Source organism: Nonomuraea sp. K271 (genome assembly GCF_009908215.1).
GTDB classification, from domain to species: domain Bacteria; phylum Actinomycetota; class Actinomycetes; order Streptosporangiales; family Streptosporangiaceae; genus Nonomuraea; species Nonomuraea longispora.
On the sequence record NZ_JAAAHR010000076.1, the window covers coordinates 1 to 16,354 of the forward strand.

18 protein-coding genes are annotated in these 16,354 nt (G+C 71.7%); 7 read left to right on the forward strand and 11 right to left on the reverse strand.

The features are described from left to right. Positions 1-186: 186 nt before the first annotated feature. The gene (locus GUY59_RS24860; protein ID WP_161714673.1) at positions 187-1,113 is read right to left on the reverse strand and encodes a zinc-binding dehydrogenase; all 927 of its coding nucleotides are present in this window, start codon (positions 1,111-1,113) and stop codon (positions 187-189) included. A gap of 77 nt (positions 1,114-1,190) precedes the next feature. Here GUY59_RS24860 and GUY59_RS24865 point away from each other — a divergent pair, with 77 nt between their 5' ends. The 3 genes from GUY59_RS24865 to GUY59_RS24875 are packed head-to-tail and all read left to right on the forward strand — an operon-like array spanning position 1,191 to position 3,359. After that, on the forward strand, positions 1,191-1,817 hold the full coding sequence (locus tag GUY59_RS24865) for a TetR/AcrR family transcriptional regulator (RefSeq protein ID WP_236667467.1): 627 nt from the start codon (positions 1,191-1,193) through the stop codon (positions 1,815-1,817). Positions 1,818-1,833: 16 nt separating this feature from the next. Next, a complete protein-coding gene (locus tag GUY59_RS24870; protein ID WP_138202116.1) occupies positions 1,834-2,622 on the forward strand; it encodes a hypothetical protein in 789 nt (262 codons plus the stop codon). Then, positions 2,619-3,359, forward strand: a complete 741-nt coding sequence (locus GUY59_RS24875; protein WP_138202117.1) for an MBL fold metallo-hydrolase — start codon at positions 2,619-2,621, stop codon at positions 3,357-3,359. The genes GUY59_RS24870 and GUY59_RS24875 overlap by 4 nt, the downstream gene beginning before the upstream one ends. Here GUY59_RS24875 and GUY59_RS24880 read toward each other — a convergent pair. From GUY59_RS24880 to GUY59_RS24890, 3 genes are all read right to left on the reverse strand, one after another. After that, the gene (locus GUY59_RS24880) at positions 3,340-3,789 is read right to left on the reverse strand and encodes an NUDIX domain-containing protein (RefSeq protein WP_138202118.1); all 450 of its coding nucleotides are present in this window, start codon (positions 3,787-3,789) and stop codon (positions 3,340-3,342) included. The two genes, GUY59_RS24875 and GUY59_RS24880, sit on opposite strands and share 20 nt — an antisense overlap. A 342-nt stretch (positions 3,790-4,131) precedes the next feature. Further along, positions 4,132-4,818: a DUF47 domain-containing protein gene (locus tag GUY59_RS24885; protein WP_236667468.1), complete on the reverse strand. Its 687-nt coding sequence runs from the start codon at positions 4,816-4,818 to the stop codon at positions 4,132-4,134. Beyond that, a complete protein-coding gene (locus tag GUY59_RS24890; protein ID WP_138202145.1) occupies positions 4,815-5,765 on the reverse strand; it encodes an inorganic phosphate transporter in 951 nt (316 codons plus the stop codon). Before GUY59_RS24890 ends, GUY59_RS24885 begins: the two co-directional genes overlap by 4 nt. Before the next feature lie 359 nt (positions 5,766-6,124). Between GUY59_RS24890 and purU the strand changes: the two genes are divergently transcribed. Then, a complete protein-coding gene (purU, locus tag GUY59_RS24895) occupies positions 6,125-6,988 on the forward strand; it encodes a formyltetrahydrofolate deformylase (RefSeq protein ID WP_138202119.1) in 864 nt (287 codons plus the stop codon). A gap of 6 nt (positions 6,989-6,994) precedes the next feature. On the opposite strand, the gene GUY59_RS24900 is transcribed toward purU, so the two are convergent. Genes GUY59_RS24900 through GUY59_RS24915 form a run of 4 tightly spaced genes read right to left on the reverse strand, consistent with a single transcriptional unit; the run spans position 6,995 to position 10,897 of the window. After that, positions 6,995-7,645: a DUF6461 domain-containing protein gene (locus GUY59_RS24900; RefSeq protein WP_138202120.1), complete on the reverse strand. Its 651-nt coding sequence runs from the start codon at positions 7,643-7,645 to the stop codon at positions 6,995-6,997. Positions 7,646-7,681: 36 nt separating this feature from the next. Beyond that, entirely contained in the window at positions 7,682-8,032 is a 351-nt protein-coding gene (locus tag GUY59_RS24905; RefSeq protein WP_138202121.1) for a VOC family protein, read from the reverse strand. Further along, complete coding sequence (locus GUY59_RS24910) at positions 8,029-8,829, reverse strand: helix-turn-helix domain-containing protein (RefSeq protein WP_138202122.1); 801 nt, start codon at positions 8,827-8,829, stop codon at positions 8,029-8,031. Before GUY59_RS24910 ends, GUY59_RS24905 begins: the two co-directional genes overlap by 4 nt. A gap of 10 nt (positions 8,830-8,839) precedes the next feature. Beyond that, a complete protein-coding gene (locus GUY59_RS24915; RefSeq protein ID WP_138202123.1) occupies positions 8,840-10,897 on the reverse strand; it encodes a prolyl oligopeptidase family serine peptidase in 2,058 nt (685 codons plus the stop codon). 281 nt (positions 10,898-11,178) lie between these two features. Between GUY59_RS24915 and GUY59_RS24920 the strand changes: the two genes are divergently transcribed. From GUY59_RS24920 to GUY59_RS24930, 3 genes are all read left to right on the forward strand, one after another. After that, positions 11,179-11,685, forward strand: coding sequence for an HNH endonuclease (locus tag GUY59_RS24920; protein WP_132333030.1), 507 nt, complete (start codon positions 11,179-11,181; stop codon positions 11,683-11,685). A gap of 41 nt (positions 11,686-11,726) precedes the next feature. Continuing rightward, positions 11,727-12,521: a GNAT family N-acetyltransferase gene (locus GUY59_RS24925; RefSeq protein ID WP_138202124.1), complete on the forward strand. Its 795-nt coding sequence runs from the start codon at positions 11,727-11,729 to the stop codon at positions 12,519-12,521. 120 nt (positions 12,522-12,641) lie between these two features. After that, a complete protein-coding gene (locus GUY59_RS24930) occupies positions 12,642-12,842 on the forward strand; it encodes an FmdB family zinc ribbon protein (RefSeq protein WP_132333020.1) in 201 nt (66 codons plus the stop codon). Positions 12,843-12,886: 44 nt separating this feature from the next. Here GUY59_RS24930 and GUY59_RS24935 read toward each other — a convergent pair whose 3' ends face one another. From GUY59_RS24935 to ilvD, 3 genes are all read right to left on the reverse strand, one after another. Then, complete coding sequence (locus tag GUY59_RS24935; protein ID WP_138202125.1) at positions 12,887-13,768, reverse strand: serine hydrolase; 882 nt, start codon at positions 13,766-13,768, stop codon at positions 12,887-12,889. A gap of 68 nt (positions 13,769-13,836) precedes the next feature. Next, a complete protein-coding gene (locus GUY59_RS24940) occupies positions 13,837-14,331 on the reverse strand; it encodes a helix-turn-helix transcriptional regulator (protein ID WP_171055440.1) in 495 nt (164 codons plus the stop codon). A gap of 86 nt (positions 14,332-14,417) precedes the next feature. Further along, positions 14,418-16,256, reverse strand: coding sequence for a dihydroxy-acid dehydratase (gene ilvD, locus GUY59_RS24945; protein WP_138202126.1), 1,839 nt, complete (start codon positions 16,254-16,256; stop codon positions 14,418-14,420). Between the last annotated feature and the right edge of the window lie 98 nt (positions 16,257-16,354).

The following is a 16,354-nucleotide window of genomic DNA, read 5'->3' on the forward strand; positions in this document are numbered from 1 at the left end:
CCGTGGCGCTGGTCGTGGTCGTGGTGCGCTACGGCGCCTGACAAGGCTCCCCCGCGAGGACGACCATGCCGGCCCCGCGACGCCCTGGGTGGTCGGCGGCCGAGCCCTCAGGGCCGCCGTGTTGCTGCGGCAACCGTGACCGCGTCGAGACCTACGCGGCGGCATGGGCGGGCGATCGGGCGGCGGTCAGGGGCGGAGGAGGGTTTTGCCGGTGACGGCGCGCGCTTCGATGGCGGCGTGCGCCTCGGCTGCCGACTCCAGCGGGAACGTCGCGCCGATGACAGGCCGCAGGCGACCGGTCGCGGCCAGGTCGAGTGCCTGCCGGGACAGCTCGCGCAGGTCCGTCGCGGGCCAGGCGACCGCTGTCACGCGCGGGTCGGGCGTCGTCATCGGGCCGCCCGCCATGCCGTACACGCTGAGCCTGCCGCCGTCCTTGAGCAGTCCCTGCGCGGCCGTCCCGATCTCGCCGCCGACGCCGTCGAAGACCACGTCCAGCCCGCCGGTGGCCGTGCGGACCAGCCGCGCCCAGTCGGGGTCGGTGTAGTCGACGGTCAGTTCGGCGCCCAGGCCGGCGGCGAGGTCGCGCTTGGCGGCGCTGCTCGCGGCGCCGACGACGCGGGCCCCCGCGTCGCGGGCGAGCTGCACGAGCAGGCTGCCCACGCCGCCGCCCGCGGCCTCCACCAGCACCCATTCGCCGGGCCTGGGCGCGGCGGCGGTCGCCAGGCCGACGGCGGTGCGCCCGTCGGCGAGCAGCGCCACCGCCGCCTCGGGCGACAGGTTCTCCGGCAGGGTGATGAGGTCATCGGCGCCGGCCACCGCCAGCTCGGCGTAACCCCCGTAGCCGCCCAGCGTGCTCACGACCCGAGTGCCGGCCAGCGCGGGGTCGACGCCCTCTCCGGTGGAGAGCACGGCGCCCGCCACGCCGTTGCCCAGGATCGCGGGCAGTTCGGCAGGCCACGGTCCGCGTCCGGCGCGTACCTGTGTCTCCACGAACGTGATGCCCGCCACCATGACCTCGATCAGCACCTGCCCGGGCCCGGGGACCGGGTCGGGCACCTTCTCCAGGACCAGCGCCTCCGGCCCGCCGCACTCCCGTACCACCACCGCGCGCATGCCACAACCTTCCCTATCGGAGCATTTCACTGCGTCCAGTGTAACGGAGCGCTGCGCTCCGCAATATTCTGGACCCCATGAACAGACGCGGCCGGCAGGCCGAGGCGGCACGCAACGACCTGCGCCTGTTGCGGGCCGCGCACGAGGTGTTCACGACGCAGGGCTTCGACGCGCCCGTCTCGGCCATCGCCAAGGCGGCGGGCGTGGGCATGGGCAGCCTCTACCGCCGCTACCGCACCAAGGAGGAGCTGCTCCAGCGCCTGTGCCTGATCGCTATGGAGCGTGCCGTGGCGGCGGCCCAGGACGGGCTGGCCGAGACAGATCCGTGGGACGGCCTGGTCCTGTACATACGCACGTGCGTGGAGTTCCGTTCCGGAGCGCTGGCCCCCATCGCGGGCACCATCGAGGTGACCGCCGAGATGTGGCGGTTGGCCAGGCTGGCGGAGGAGACCGCCGACCGGCTCGTCACCAGGGCGCATGAGGCGGGCGTCCTCAGGAGCGACGTGACGGCGCTGGACATCTCGCTGCTCATGGAGCAGTTCAGCCGCCCGGCTCCCGGCCCGCCCGACGAGGAGCACCGCAAGGTCAGGGAACGCCTGCTGACTGTCGCCCTCGACGGCCTGCGCGCGCCCGGCGCCACCCGGCTGCCAGGGAACCCACCGAGCGTCGAGTGGTACGAAGGACGATGGGGCAAGGCGCCGTAGGTCTACGGTGGGGTGCGTGTCGTTCAACGAACTGCTCCGTGACCTCGATGTCAGCGCCAGCGTCCAGGCCGCGGGCATCAGGCGCGGCTACGGCGGGCCGCCCGCCCGCCAGGTGAGCGTCAGGTCGGGCATGGCGCGCCTGCGCTGCGCCTCGCTGCTCAAGCCCCTGTACGCGTGGGTGAGCGCGGACCACGTCGTCGACGCCGAGCGGTGGCGCCGCCACGCCGAGCCCGCCGTCGTCATCTCGTCGAACGCCGACACGCTCAGCCTGTGGCTGGCCATCGGCCCCGGCGTCATCCTCGATGACATCCGCCGGCGCACGGGCGTGGCCTGGTCCCCGCCGAACGGCGACCCGTCCAGGTTCGGCTCGGTCGAGGTGGCCGCCGACGAGGTCGCGACCGCGTACGCGGTGCTCGCCCAGGCCGGCGCGGCGGGCGATCCGGCCGCGGCCACCGTCATGGAGTGGATGCGGCAGGTCGAGGGACCGCAGACGTTCGGCGCGCGCGAGGCGGCGCGCTCGCCGGAAGCGGCGGTCAAGTGCGGCTGGTACGGCGCCCCCGACGAGACCTGCCTGCGCACGCACGCCGTGACCGTCCCGCCCAGGGGCGGCACGCGCACCACTGTGGCCGTGGCGCTGACGGCGCTGCCCTACACCGGCCCGCGTGAACGCGCGGTCTACCAGGAACAGGTCAACGAGGGGCTGTCAGTGGAGGCCGAGCACGAGAAGGTGTCCGGGGCGCTGTTGCGCGGGCTGCTGGCGGCGACGCTCGCGGAACTGGGCCACTCGCCGGGGGGCGACGCGTGAGGTTCACGGTGCTGGGCGGGTGCGGCGCCTGGCCGGCGGCGGGTCAGGCGTGCAGCGGCTACGTCGTCGAGGAGGAGGGCTTCCTGGTCTACGTCGACCCCGGCTACGCCACGCTGCCCCGGCTGCTGGAGCGGTGGCCGGCCGGCGAGGTCGACGCGGTGATCGTCACCCACGGCCACCCCGACCACTGCGCCGACCTCAACCCGTTGCTGCGCGCCCGCGCGCTCGCCGGCCGGCCCGCTCCTCCGCTGCCCGTCCACGCTCCGCCGGGCGCGCTCGACCTCGTCCTGGCGCTGGACCGGCGCATGCTGGCCGGTAGCTTCGTGGCGCACGACCTGGCGCCCGGAGTTCCGCAGAAGCTCGGGCCGTTCCGTCTCGACGCGTTCGACCTGCCGCACCACGTGCCCAACGCGGGGCTGCGGCTGAGCGCCGGGGACCTGGTGATCGCCTACACCGGCGACACGGGCCCGTCCGGCTCGTTGGTGGCATTGGCGAGGGACGCGGACCTGCTCGTGGCAGAAGCGACCTATCCGGAACGGGTGCCAGAGGAGGACGCGCCTTACCTGTCCAGCGCTCTCGACGCGGGCCGCACCGCGGCGTCGGCCGGCGCGGCCCGGCTGCTGCTCACCCACCTGTGGCCGGACACCCCGCCCGAGCTCGCCCTTGAGGCGGCCGCCACGTCGTACGACGGCCCGCTCGCACTCGCGTCCGCGGGCGTCACCGTGGATCTGCCGTGAGCGCCGCCACGACCCCGGCCAGCAGGGGAGGCTCGACCCCCTCAGGCAGCTCCTCGGCCCACGCATAGCCGCGGAAGACGTGCTGCTCCTCCTCCGTCAGCTCCTTCGGGACCACCTCGGGACGGACCTCGTCGAACACCGCGAGGAAGAAAGGCTCCGTCTTGACGTACCGTACGCCGAGCCATGTGAAGTCCCGTCCGACCTCGACACATCTGCCGCCCACGGCCGAGCCCGGCAGCCCGGTCTCCTCGGTCAGCTCGCGCCTGGCCGCCTCCAGCGCCGTCTCGCCGGGATCGATACCGCCGCCTGGGGGCTCCCAGACGTCCGTCCGGCCGACCGGGTCGTACCAGTGCATGAGCAGGACCCGGCCGTCACGGTCGAGACAGACGACGCGCGCCGCGGGGCGGTCACTGGTGTCCTCGGTGTTCATCCGGGACGAGACTATACAAGGCGTCCCGCGGCCCGTCGGGGTAGGGCACGAAGTACGTCTGGTCGCGCAGGTACCCGGCGAGCCGCCGTCTGAGTCGCCGTTCGAGCCGCCCGCGCCGCCACTGGGTAACGCGGCCGTCCACGCCGGTCTCCCGGCCGTCCGGCTGGGCACCCACTCGACGTACGGTCCGAGCATGCCACTCAGGAGACGATCACTCACGGGAAGGCGAGTGACCGCCACGCGAGGCCGTACTCCGGGCATGTTCACAGTTGAGCCCGGCGGCGCCTGGCCGGGCAACCAACCGCGGGAAGATCAGTGCCGGTCTTCGTCATGGGCGGCGCCTCACCGCTTCATCGCCCCGTCCGCGATCGCGTCGGCCGCGTCGCCGATGGACACGCCCACGATCTCCAGCCGGCGCACCAGTTCCCGCTGTTTCATCGCGTCCGCGGTCAGCTCTCCCGAGAAGATCCGCGAGATCTCGTACTGGTACATGCGCCGGATGGCCCCGCCCGCCTTCTTCGCCTCCAACGCGTCCTGCACCACCGCGGAGGGCCGGGAGGCGAGGTCGCGGACGGAGTTCTCCAGGGCGTCGATGCCGACGATGACCTGGTCGAGCAGCGGGGTGAAACGGATCTGGTCGGGCACCCGGTAGAGATGCGACTCGCGGACGAAGTCCCGCAACGAGTCGAGCACGTCGTCGATCGACCGTGACAGCCTGAACAGGTCCTCCCGGTCGATGGGCGTGACCAGGGCGGTCTTGAGCTCGTCAACGAGCCGGGCGCGTTCCTCGTCGCCGAGGTGCTCGATCGCGCGCATCTGCTCGTGCGCGCCCGTCCTGCCCACCTCTCCGCCGATCATGGCCATGGCCAGCCAGGCGCCCTCCTTGGTGGCCTCCAGCTGGCCGAGCAGCGCCTCGGTCAGCGCGCTGTCCATCCGGCCGGTCATGAGGTCGCGGATCCGCCGCAGCCGCCTCACCGCCCGGCCGCCTTCCATGCGCAACCGCGCTCCACCGTTCGCCCTCCCTTTCATGACAGTTCCACGCTCGCGATCCCCTTTACCATCGACGCCAGCACCCAGCCGAGCAGCCCGCTCGCCGGCAGGGTCAGCAACCAGGCAACAACGATCTTGACGGCGGCGTACCAGCGGACCCGGCCGCCGCCCTGGGCGACGCCCGCGCCGATGAGCCCGCCGGCGATGGCCTGGGTCATGCTCACCGGCATGCCGGCCGCCGCGGAGGCGACCACCGCCGTGCCCGCGGCCAGCTCGGCCACAACTCCGTGCGGGGGCCGGGAGGCGATGATCTCGCGGCCGAGCGTACGGCCCGCCTTGGGCAGGCCGTACAGGGCGCCGAGACCGAACAGGAGTGCCACCAGCGACGTGTACGCCAGGGGCGCATCCGAGAAGCCCAGCGCGATCATGAACACGGCCAGCATCTTCTGCCCGTCGTTGGCCGCGTACGCGAGGGTCTGCAGCAGGAACCCCGCCCAGTGCCAGCGCGGCAGCCCGCGAGCCGTGGTCACCGAGACCAGGGCCCTGATGAGCGCCCAGGCCAGCAGCCCTCCGACGAGCGGGGCCGCCAGCCCGAACGCCAGCACCAGGCCCACCGATCCGGCCGAGACCGGCAGCCCCCAGCCCAGCCCCGCGCCGGTAAGACCGCCCACGATGGCGAGCGTGAGGCTGGTCGGCCGACCCTTCGCGCTGAGCACCGTCACCACGACCAGCGACGAGACCACCGCGCACGTCGTCGCGAGCCGCCCGCCAGGCTCGTCGAAGGTGGCCAGCCTGGTCACGAAGGTCAGCGCCACCTGGTTCGTGAGCAGCGGGACCAGCGCCACCATCAGCACCAGCACCAGCACGCCGGTCGCCGGGCGGACCGTGGGCAGTTTGAGCCCCGTCGCCAGAACGGCGCCGCCGTCGTTGACCCCGGAGACGACGGCGAACAGACCCGCGACCACGATCAGCACGACGGCGTCCAACGGCAAGCGCTCCATCCCGGCCCGCCCTGCCAGGGCGGGGCCCGCTCGATCCACTCACGGCACTCATGGCGGAAAGACGACTGCCCCGTGACCCCCGCATACAGTCTTTCCTCGATGAACATGAACTACCCGTGTTCGTGTGGAAGTTGGGTGAAGCTCCAGGTATCAGGGTGTTCGCCTGGCTGAGGTCCGTGAGGTCAACCCCTGCTCAACCGCTGGTGACCGGACACTTCGCCACTCCCGACCGCACACTCCGAACCCGGTCACGTAGGTACTCTCGGGCGTGGTCGCCCCGGTTGTACGCTGCCCACACCGGCCGCAAGGCGCCCGCAGACCCCACGCCCCGCGGAGGTGAAGGCATGACCGATCCCGCCGAGTACGCCGAGTACATTGTCACGTTGTCGTGTCCCGACCGGCCCGGTGTGGTGGCCGCCGTCTCCGGCCTGCTGGCCGCGCGCGGCTGCACCATCATCGAGAGCCAGCAGTTCGGCGACAGGGCCGCGCGGCGGTTCTTCATGCGCGTGCAGTTCGCCGGGCCGCTGGGGGAGGACGAGATCACCAGCGCCTTCGCCGCGCTCGCGCCCGACTTCGCCATGGAGTTCAGGCTGCGCGACGTGGCCAGGAGGCCGCGGGTGCTGATCATGGTCAGCAGATTCGACCACTGTCTGAACGACCTGCTCTACCGGGTGCGGGCCAAGTCGCTCGACATCGAGATCGTCGCGGTGGCCTCCAACCATCCCGACCTGCGCCCCCTGACGCAGGCGCACGGCATCGACTATCACCACCTGCCGATCACGCCCGAGACCAGGGCCAGGCAGGAGGCCGAGGTGCTGGCGCTGGTCGAGCACTATCAGGTCGACCTGGTGGTGCTGGCCCGCTATATGCAGGTGCTGTCGGAGGAGCTGTGCGAGAAGCTCGCGGGCCGGGCCATCAACATTCACCACTCGTTCCTGCCGTCGTTCAAGGGCGCCAGGCCCTACCGCCAGGCGCACGAACGCGGGGTCAAGCTGATCGGGGCCACCGCCCACTACGTGACCTCCGACCTCGACGAAGGGCCGATCATCGAGCAGGAGGTGGCCCGGGTCAACCACAGCCACTCGCCCGAGGACCTCGCGGCCATCGGGCGTGACGTGGAGTGCGTGGCGCTGGCCAGGGCGGTCACGTGGCACGCCGAGCAGCGCGTGCTGCTCGACGGGCACAAGACCGTCGTCTTCCCCCGCTGAGCGCTCCTAGAACTCGCCGATGGCGCCGACGAGCAGCGGGCCCGCCAGCAGGCCGGCGGTGAACTCCACCCCGGTGATGCGGGCCGCCAGGAGGAACGCGCGGGCCAGGCCGTTGGCCGACATGTCGTGCCACTGGGCCTCCCAGCCGTCGGCGGCCTCCTCGGGAGTCAGCCCCACCTCGCGCATCAGGGCGTCGAGCCGGTGGAGGTCGCTGCCGTGCCGCTCGCTCGGCATGATCGGCCTGAAGGTGGTGACGACGGCGCCGTCGACGGCGTAGGAGAAGTCGTCCTCGGCGTAGTCGTGCCGCGAGACGACCACCACCTCGCAGCCCTTCGACAGCGGCGTCAGCGCCTCCGTCAGGGCCGCCGTCCAGCCCCACAACTCGATCGCCACACACCACTCGCCCGCCTGGACCACGCCGACGTGGCCGCCGCCGTCACCGCCGTCGGTCTCCTCGACGAACGCGAGGACCTGTTCGCCCAGCTCGTCGAAGCTCGTCTCCCGGCCGGCGGGCCCGGCAGGGTCGAAGCGGCGCAGCACCTCGGCGGGGCCGAGCCCCCGGAAGAAGGACACGCAGAAGATGTCGCCCAGGGGGTTGGCCGGGTCGCCGTCGGCGGCCTGGAGCCAGCGGTAGGGGGCGAGCGGATCGTTGGTCATGCCCCGGATCGTGGCAGGCGCCACCGACAGAACCTGTCAGGGCCGGTAGGTACCGAAGTACCAGGTGTTGCCCTCCGGGTCCGTGCAGGCGTACTCGCGCGACCCGTACGGCTGGTTCACCAGATCCATGGTGATCCCGGCCCCGGCGGCCTTCGCCCGGTCATGATGGGCGTCGACGTCGTCCGTCGCGACGTAGATGCCCGGCCCGCCGGGCCGGCCTTGGCCGATCATGATGATGTCGTCCCCGACGAGCAACTCGGCGTGGGCGACGGCGCCCTCGTCGTTCTTGGCCACCTCGTGCACCCCGAACCCGAACGCGGAGATCAGGAAGTCGAGCGCGGCCTGGCAGTCGTGGTATCTGGCCTGTGCGTAGACGGTTCTGCTCATACGTCCAAGGGTGCCCGCTGCGCGGACCCGGGTCTTGGACAAATCTGACCGGGCGTCGTGCCGCCCAGGACCCGGAACTCCCTGTTCATGTGGGCCTGGTCGTAGAAGCCGCACTCCGCCGCCACCTGCGCGATGGAACAGCCCGATCGCAGGAGCCGCGCCGCCCTGCCGAACCTGATCACCCGCGCGGCCGTCTTCGGCGTGAGGCCGATCTGGTCGTGGAAGCGGGCGACGAGATGGTGATGGCTCCAGCCGAGCGACTCGGCCAGCGACGACACGCTCAGGCCGCCGCCCGACTCCAGCAGCCTGGCCCACGCCCACGGCAGCTCAGGACCCAGCTCAGGGCCGGACAGGATGCGCTCGCACAGCAGCCGGTCGGTCAGCGCCAGCCGGTCGTGCCAGGACGGCGTCTCGGCCAGCCTGCTCACCGTCGTGTCACCCCACGCCCCGAGCACGTCGCCGACCGGCACCACCCGGTTGGTCAACTGCCGCATCGGCAGCCCGTGGAGTCGGCGTGCCCCGAACGGCGTGAGGAACACCTCCACGCCCTCCGCCGGACCCGTCGTGCGCGTGACGGTGAAGCGGTCGCCGAGCCCGCCCGTGAACGCCGAGAACCGCTGCCCCTGGACCTCCATCGGCGTGCCGAAGCCCAGGATCAGCACGGCCCCCGGCATCGCCACCTCACGTCTGGTCACCGGCTCGGCGTAGCGCTCGCTGTAGGCGCACAGGCGCGTCACGTAGGGGCGCAGAAGGGCGCTGGGGGCGGTCTCGACCATGGCCACCCCCAGCGCGCTCATGGTGTCGAGGCTATAGGCCGGTGTGCCGTGCCAGGAACGTGAGCGAGTCGGCCGACAGGTCGACCGTCCTGCTCACCGAGCGGGCGCCGTGGCCCACCTCCGTCTCGTTGCGCAACAGCACGGGACGCTCGCTCGTCGTGGAGTGCTGCAGCGCCGCGCACATCTTCCAGGCGTGCATCGGGTGCACGCGGGTGTCGGACTGGAAGACGGTGAAGAGCGTCGCGGGATAGGCGACCCCCTCCTTGACATGGTGGTAGGGCGAGTAGGCGCGCAGCCAGCCGAACTGCTCCGGGTCGTCGGCCGAGCCGTATTCGACGTTCCAGGTGGCGCCGAGCCCGAACTTCTCGTACCTGATCATGTCGAGCAGCGGCGCGGAGCAGACGACGGCGGAGTAGAGCTCAGGGCGCTGCGTCAGCGCGGCGCCCACGAGCAGGCCGCCGTTGGAGCCGCCGGAGATGCCGAGCTGCTCCCTGGTGGTGACGCCGGTGGCGATGAGGTGCTCGGCGGCCGCGTGGAAGTCGTCGAACACGTTCTGCTTGTTGGCCAGCATGCCCGCGCGGTGCCAGTCCTCGCCCTCCTCGCCGCCGCCGCGCAGGTTGGCGATGGCGTAGACGCCGCCCGCCTCCACCCAGGCCAGGATCGAGGCGGAGTAGCCGGGCGTCATGGACAGCCCGAAGCCGCCGTAGCCGTAGAGGATGGTGGGACGCGGCCCGGAGGCCTCTCCGGCCGGAGAGATGATCAGCATGCGGACGTCCGTGCCGTCGTGGGACTGGTAGACGACCTGCTGGGTGCGCACCTCCGGCACCTCCACCGCGCCGGGGGAGGCGGCCCAGAGCGTGGTCTCGCCCGTGCGGGCGTCGTAACGCTGGATGGTGGGCGGCGTGGTGTTGTCGGTGTAGCCGAACCACGCCTCGTGGCCGCCCTCCGGACGCTCGGCGATGCCGCCGATGGTGCCGAGACCCGGCGTGGGCACCTCGCCGACGCGCTCGCCGGTCTCGAGGTCGTGCACGGTGATCTCGCTGATGGCGTGGCGGGTCCAGGCCACCAGCATGACCGGGCGCTCCAGGTCGTCGAGGATCGCGAAGTCGCTCAGCACCGCCTCGGGGTCCTCAGGGATCAGGTCGCGCCAGGTCTCGAACGCCGGCGCGGCCGGGTCGGCGACGCACACCCTGCCCCGGGGCGCGTCACGGTCGGTGTGGACGTAGAGGAAGCCGTCGCGGCCGAACACCAGCGCCGACTGCGCGTCCACGCCCTCCTGCACCACCCGCAGCTCAGGCCGGTCGACGGGGGACTCCGTCAGGTCGGCCAGCCAGATGTCGTTGCGCGGCGCGGTGCCCTCGTGCGCCGACACCTGGAGCCAGCGCCCGTCACGCGAGACCGCGACGCCGTAGTAGTTGGTCATCTTCAGGTCCTGTCCGAAGATCATCACGTCGTCCTCGGTCGAGGTGCCGACACGGTGCAGGTAGACGCGGCGGTGGAACTGCGTCTCGTTCTCCGGCACCTCGGTGCTCGGCAGCCGGCGCACGTAGAAGAACGCCTCTCCACCGGGCAGCCAGGCGACGGGGGAGTAGCGGCAGCGGTCGATGGGCCCCTCGACGCGCTGCCCCGTCGCGACGTCGATGACGTAGAGGACCGACTCCTCGTTCCCGCCCACCGAGATCTGGTAGGCGAGCAGGCGGCCCTCCTTGTCGGGTTGCACCGCGTCGAGCGTGGTCAGGCCTGAGGGATCGATGCCGATGGGGTCGATCAGCGCCCGCTCGGTGCCGTCGGGCTCGACGACGTAGTAGACGGGGTGCTCCTGGTCGGGGGTGCGGCGCGAGAAGAAGTGGCGCCCGCCGCGCCAGGCGGGCACGCCCACCGAGCCCGACCTCAGCAACTCGGCGATGCGGCTCTTGAAACGCTGCGGGCCCCGCTCCCGGTTGAACAGCTCGGCCTGCGCGAGCAGCCACCCCTTGGTCTCGGGACCATCGGGTTCCTCAAGCCACCGATAGGGGTCGGGCACGGGTGTTCCGTGCAGGTTGTCAGTGGTTTCTTCGCGTCGTGCGGTCGGGTACGGCTCTCGCGTCATGCCAGGAACCCTATGCCAACGGGGATGCGTAAAGCGCTGGTCGAGCGGGCATAAAACGTACCGTGCGTCCCTTCAGTCAGTCCGCCGAACGGTTTTGGGGTGGCGGGGACCACGGTGCAAACGCCAGACTTGGTGACAGGACGGTGCCGTGGTGACCATCCGCTGGGCCGTCCGGCGGAGGTCCACGTGACGGAAGCACGAGTGCCCCAGGAGGGGCCGACAGCCGGGACATGCCGCGGCATGTCCCCTTTGATACGCGCGCGGCGGGGAGAGGCCCCATGATGCGCCAAGTCCTGCTGCTCAACGCCACCTACGAGCCGCTGACCACCCTGTCGCTGCACCGGGCCATCGTTCTGGTGCTGCGGGAGAAGGCCGACGTCGTGCACCGCGACGGCAGGGGCGCCGTGCTGCGCTCCGCCAGCCGTACGCTCGACGTCCCCTCGGTGATCAGGCTCCGCAGATATGTTCGCATCCCGTACCGGTCGCGCATCCCCCTGACCAGGGCCGCCCTCATGCGGCGCGACGACTACCGCTGCGCCTACTGCGGGCAGCGGGCCGAGACCATCGACCATGTCATCCCGCGCTCCAGGGGAGGCACGCACACCTGGGAGAACTGCGTCGCCTCGTGCACGACCTGCAACCACAGGAAGGCCGACAAATACCTGGAGGAGCTGGGGTGGACGCTTCGCGTCAGCCCGGCGGTGCCACGGGGCGCCCACTGGAGGCTCATCGGCGCGTCGCTCGTCGGAGACCCCCAGTGGGCGCCCTACCTCCAGGCCGCGGCCTGACGGTTTTGATGGGGGTTCCCGGCCTGACAACATGAGCAGGCATGTGGACCTTCACCTCAGAGGTTGAGGAGTACGCCACGGTCGCCGAGCCCTTCCTGCTCGGCGACCCGGTGCGCAACACCGTCCCGCTGACCGTCCTCGCCAACCTGCGCGCGGGCATGCCCGCCAAGGACCCGCTCTTCGGCTGGTGGACGGTGGACGGCGAGGTTCGCGGCGCGGTCTTCCGCACCCCGCCGCATCCCGTAGGCCTCTTCGCGATGCCCGTCGAGGCCGTCGCACCCCTGGTCGAGGCGCTCGATCGCGACCTGCCCGCGCTCGTGGGCCCCGTCGAGGTGACCTCCGAGGCCATGCGGCTGCTCGGCACGCCCCGCAGGGTGGTGTCGGAGCGGCTCTACCGCCTCGGCACGCTCACCGTCCCCGACGTGCGGGGTCGGGGCAGGATCGCCGTCCCCGGCGACTTCCCGCTGCTGGTGAGCTGGTACCACGCGTTCCACGACGAGGTGGAGATGTCCGAGGGAGACCTGGCCGAGCGGGTGGCGCAGCGGCTGGCCCGCCGGCAGCTGTTCGTGTGGGAGGCGGACGGGACGCCGGTATCGTTGGCCGGGCTCTCACCGGCGGCCGGTGGGGTCTGCCGCATCGGCCCCGTCTACACGCCGCCCTCGTGCCGCAGGCGCGGCTACGGCGCCGCCGTGACGGCGTTCACCAGCCTGACGGGCCTGTCCGAGCGGTGCGACCACGTCGTGCTCTTCACCGACCTGGGCAACCCCACGAGCAACTCCATCTACCAGGCCATCGGCTACGAACCGGTGTCCGACTACGCCCACCTCACCTACTGACGCCGAAGCCCCGTCACGTGAATGGGGCGCGACCTGACACTGCGCCCCGGCCCGGCCCGGCCCGGGTGCGGCGGTGCGGCGGCCCCGGCGGGCGGCGTCCGGCAGCGGTAAACTCCTTCTATGCCGCGATACGACTTCCGCTGCCGCGCCTGCGGCTCCACCTTCGAGGTCTCCCGTTCCATGTCGGCCTCCAACGACCCGGCCACCTGCCCCGAGGGCCACGACGACACGGTGAAGTTGCTGTCCACGGTCTCCATGACGGGCGGCGCTGCCGCACCCCAGACGGGCGGTGGCTGCTGCGGCGGCGGCTGCTGCTCCTAGGAAGGTCGCGCACCCGCGGCGCCGACGGTGGCGTCCTGGGTAGGTCACGCGCCAACGGTGGTGCCCGGCCGGGTGAGCGCGTTCACCGCCAGCCTGGCCAGCCGCTCGACGGTCCCGATGCCCGTCCGCATGTCCGGGCTGCGCTCCGACAACACCGCGACCAGCACCTCGTGCCCGTGCACGTCGAGCAGGCCCACGCTGTTGACGGTCCACAGCCCGTCGTGGACGTCGGCGGGCAGCCACCCGTTCTTCAGCGCCGCCCCGCCCCCGCCGGCCGCGGCGCTGACGCCCCACGCCTGCGACGGCGTCACCGAGGACATGAGCCGCAGGGCGTAGCGCCGGCCGGCCGCCGGCACCGGCCCGCCGGGGTCGGTGAGCCGGTCCAGCACCTCCACCTGATCGGACGGTCGGCTGCGGGTCGAGCCCCAGGACAGGCCGGGGCCGGGCCGCGTGTGCCATACGCCGAGCCGGCGCAGCACGCTGGTCAGCGCGTCCTGGCCGCCGATCGTCATGTACAGCTCGTGGGCGCAGTCGTTGTCGCTCTCACGGATCATCCGGGAGGCCAGCCGGTGCTCGTAGCGGCTCGGCGGCTCCCCCTGCTTGCCGAGCAGGAAGGCCAGCAGGATGTCCATCTTGGCCACGCTGGCCAGCATGAACGGCTTCGTCTCGCCGAAGGAGTAGCGCGCGCCCGTGGTCCGGTCGAGCACGGCCAGCGCCGCCCGGCCGGGACGTCCGCGCAGATAACGCCTGAGCACGCGGTCGAGGGCACGCCGATCGGGCACGGGCGGCGCGCTCTCGACGACGACGTGGCCGGCCGGTGGCCGCTGCGGCGCGGCTGCAGGGCGCGGGGCGCCGGCGGACGGTCCCCTGCACCCGGATGCCGCGACCAGCAGAACGGCGATGAACGAGACCCCTGGTACGCGCATGTGCGGGAGCCTGCCACCCCCCGGCCCAACGGCCGGGGGCACGGCCGGTCAAACGATCGGCAAGGTTTTCACGCGGCCCTGGCGCGCTTGCGGCGCTGGAACGGCAGGAACCGGTCGGCGAGATGCGGCCGGGACGGAGTGAGCGTGGGCTCGACCGCGATGATGCGGTCGAACCTGAACGCCCTGATGCCCCGGCGCATCCTGCACACGCCGACGAGGTACCAGTATTCGCGGTGGACCAGGCAGGTCACCGGCTCGACGTCGCGCGCGGTGACGGTGCCGTAGGCGTCGCGGTAGTGGAGACGGACCATGAGACGGCTGGTGATGGCGTCGGCCATGAGCCTGGCCCGGGAGGCGACGTCGACGGGCAGCGGCTCGGTGAGGGTCGCGAGGGTGGTGGAGATGACGTCGTCGTCGAGCTCCAGGTGCTCGAATGCGTGCTGCAGGCCACGCCTGGCGGTGACGGCCTGCGGCCCCGCTCCGAGGTGGGCGAGGGAGAGGGCGAGGGCGGCGATCTCGGCGGTCGTCAGCGGGCGAGTATCGTGCTTCACGACTGTCGTCATACCCAAAGAATACGGACGACCACCGACATTTTTCGAAAACCTGTACGGCAGGCGAGAACCCATCGCCCGCCGTACAGGAGTGGTGCTTATGGCGACAGCTGCGACAGGTCGCGTGAGGCGCCCGTGGACGCCGACGTCGTCATCGCCGCGTAGGCCTGCAGCGCCACGGTCACCGGCCGGTCGCGGTCGCGCGGGCGGAAGCGGCCCAGCTCGGCCAGCAGCCGCTCGCGCCGGGCCGCCAGCTCGGCCTCGGTCACCCGCAGCTCCATCGACCGGTTGGGGATGTCGATGTCGATCATGTCGCCGTCCTCGACCAGCGCGATCACGCCGCCCTCCGCCGCCTCCGGCGAGGCGTGGCCGATCGACAACCCCGACGTGCCGCCGGAGAAACGCCCGTCGGTGACCAGCGCGCAGGCCTTGCCCAGGCCCCTGCCCTTGAGGAAGGAGGTCGGGTAGAGCATCTCCTGCATGCCCGGCCCGCCCTTGGGGCCTTCGTAGCGGATGACCACCACGTCGCCCTCCTTGACGCGCCCGCCCAGGATGCCCTCGACGGCCTGCTCCTGCGCCTCGAACACCACCGCCGGCCCGCTGAACTTCCAGATCGACTCGTCGACCCCCGCCGTCTTCACCACCGCGCCGTCACGCGAGATGTTGCCGTAGAGGACGGCCAGCCCGCCGTCGGCGGTGTAGGAGTGCTCGATGTCGCGGATGCACCCCTCCGCCCGGTCGAGGTCGAGGGAGTCCCAGCGGTTGTCCTGCGAGTAGGCCTTGACGGTTCGCACGTTGCCGGGCGCCGCGTGCCACAGCTCCACCGCCTCCGGCAGGACCGACGGCGAACGCACGTCCCAGCCGGCCAGCAGGTCGGCGAGCGTGCCGCCGTTGACGGTGGACACGTCGCGGTGCAGCAGACCGGCCCGGTCGAGCTCGCCCAGGATGGCCGGGATGCCGCCGGCGCGGTGCACGTCCTCGACGTGGAACTTGCTGGTGGCGGGGGCGACCTTGCACAGGCACGGCACCCGCAGCGACAGCTCGTTGATCTCCTTGAGGCCGAAGTCGACCTGGGCCTCGCGGGCCGCGGCCAGGATGTGCAGGATCGTGTTGGTGGAGCCGCCCATCGCCACGTCGAGCGTCATCGCGTTCTCGAACGCCTCGCGGGTCGCGATCGAGCGCGGCAGCACCGACTCGTCGTCCTCCTCGTAGTAGCGGCGGGTGATCTCCACCAGCTGCCGCCCGGCGTCCTCGAACAACGTCTTGCGGGCCTTGTGCGTGGCCAGGATCGTGCCGTTGCCCGGCAGCGCCAGCCCGATCGCCTCGGCCAGGCAGTTCATCGAGTTGGCGGTGAACATGCCCGAGCAGGAGCCGCACGTCGGGCAGGCGGCCTCCTCCATCTCCAGCAGGTCGGCGTCGGAGACGGACTCGTCGGCTGCGGCGATCATCGGGTCGATCAGGTCGAGCTTCCTGCCCGGCGTCTTGCCGGCCTCCATGGGGCCGCCGGAGACGAAGATCGTCGGGATGTTCAGCCGGAACGCCGCCAGCAACATGCCCGGCGTGATCTTGTCACAATTGGACACGCAGATCAGGGCGTCGGCGCAGTGGGCGTTGACCATGTATTCGACCGCGTCGGCGATCAGCTCGCGCGAGGGCAGGGAGTAGAGCATGCCGCCGTGGCCCATCGCGATGCCGTCGTCGACCGCGATCGTGTTGAACTCGCGGGGGATGCCGCCGGCCTCCCTGACGGCCGACGCGACCACGTCGCCGACCTCGCGCAGATGCACATGGCCGGGAACGAACTGCGTGAAGCTGTTGGCCACCGCGATGATGGGTTTACCGAAGTCGGCCCCGGCTACGCCGGTCGCCCGGAGCAGGGCCCGGGCACCGACCATGTTCCTGCCGTGGGTGACTGTACGTGACCTGAGGGCCGGCATCGCGCTTCTCCCGTCGCTAGCAAGTCCTCACATGTTACGGCCAACCGCCCGGCGACTGAGACGCCTTGTCCATGGATCGGACGGCTGCCGGGCGCCCG

Excerpts from the sequence above, each read along its gene's own strand:
- GUY59_RS24860 (WP_161714673.1), bottom strand. The coding sequence starts at position 1,113 with ATGCGCGCGGTGGTGGTACGGGAGTGCGGCGGGCCGGAGGCGCTGGTC.
- GUY59_RS24865 (WP_236667467.1), top strand. The coding sequence starts at position 1,191 with ATGAACAGACGCGGCCGGCAGGCCGAGGCGGCACGCAACGACCTGCGC.
- GUY59_RS24880 (WP_138202118.1), bottom strand. The coding sequence starts at position 3,789 with ATGAACACCGAGGACACCAGTGACCGCCCCGCGGCGCGCGTCGTCTGT.
- GUY59_RS24885 (WP_236667468.1), bottom strand. The coding sequence starts at position 4,818 with ATGAAAGGGAGGGCGAACGGTGGAGCGCGGTTGCGCATGGAAGGCGGC.
- purU (WP_138202119.1), top strand. The coding sequence starts at position 6,125 with ATGACCGATCCCGCCGAGTACGCCGAGTACATTGTCACGTTGTCGTGT.
- GUY59_RS24900 (WP_138202120.1), bottom strand. The coding sequence starts at position 7,645 with ATGACCAACGATCCGCTCGCCCCCTACCGCTGGCTCCAGGCCGCCGAC.
- GUY59_RS24905 (WP_138202121.1), bottom strand. The coding sequence starts at position 8,032 with ATGAGCAGAACCGTCTACGCACAGGCCAGATACCACGACTGCCAGGCC.
- GUY59_RS24910 (WP_138202122.1), bottom strand. The coding sequence starts at position 8,829 with ATGAGCGCGCTGGGGGTGGCCATGGTCGAGACCGCCCCCAGCGCCCTT.
- GUY59_RS24915 (WP_138202123.1), bottom strand. The coding sequence starts at position 10,897 with ATGACGCGAGAGCCGTACCCGACCGCACGACGCGAAGAAACCACTGAC.
- GUY59_RS24920 (WP_132333030.1), top strand. The coding sequence starts at position 11,179 with ATGCGCCAAGTCCTGCTGCTCAACGCCACCTACGAGCCGCTGACCACC.
- GUY59_RS24925 (WP_138202124.1), top strand. The coding sequence starts at position 11,727 with ATGTGGACCTTCACCTCAGAGGTTGAGGAGTACGCCACGGTCGCCGAG.
- GUY59_RS24930 (WP_132333020.1), top strand. The coding sequence starts at position 12,642 with ATGCCGCGATACGACTTCCGCTGCCGCGCCTGCGGCTCCACCTTCGAG.
- GUY59_RS24935 (WP_138202125.1), bottom strand. The coding sequence starts at position 13,768 with ATGCGCGTACCAGGGGTCTCGTTCATCGCCGTTCTGCTGGTCGCGGCA.
- GUY59_RS24940 (WP_171055440.1), bottom strand. The coding sequence starts at position 14,331 with ATGACGACAGTCGTGAAGCACGATACTCGCCCGCTGACGACCGCCGAG.
- ilvD (WP_138202126.1), bottom strand. The coding sequence starts at position 16,256 with ATGCCGGCCCTCAGGTCACGTACAGTCACCCACGGCAGGAACATGGTC.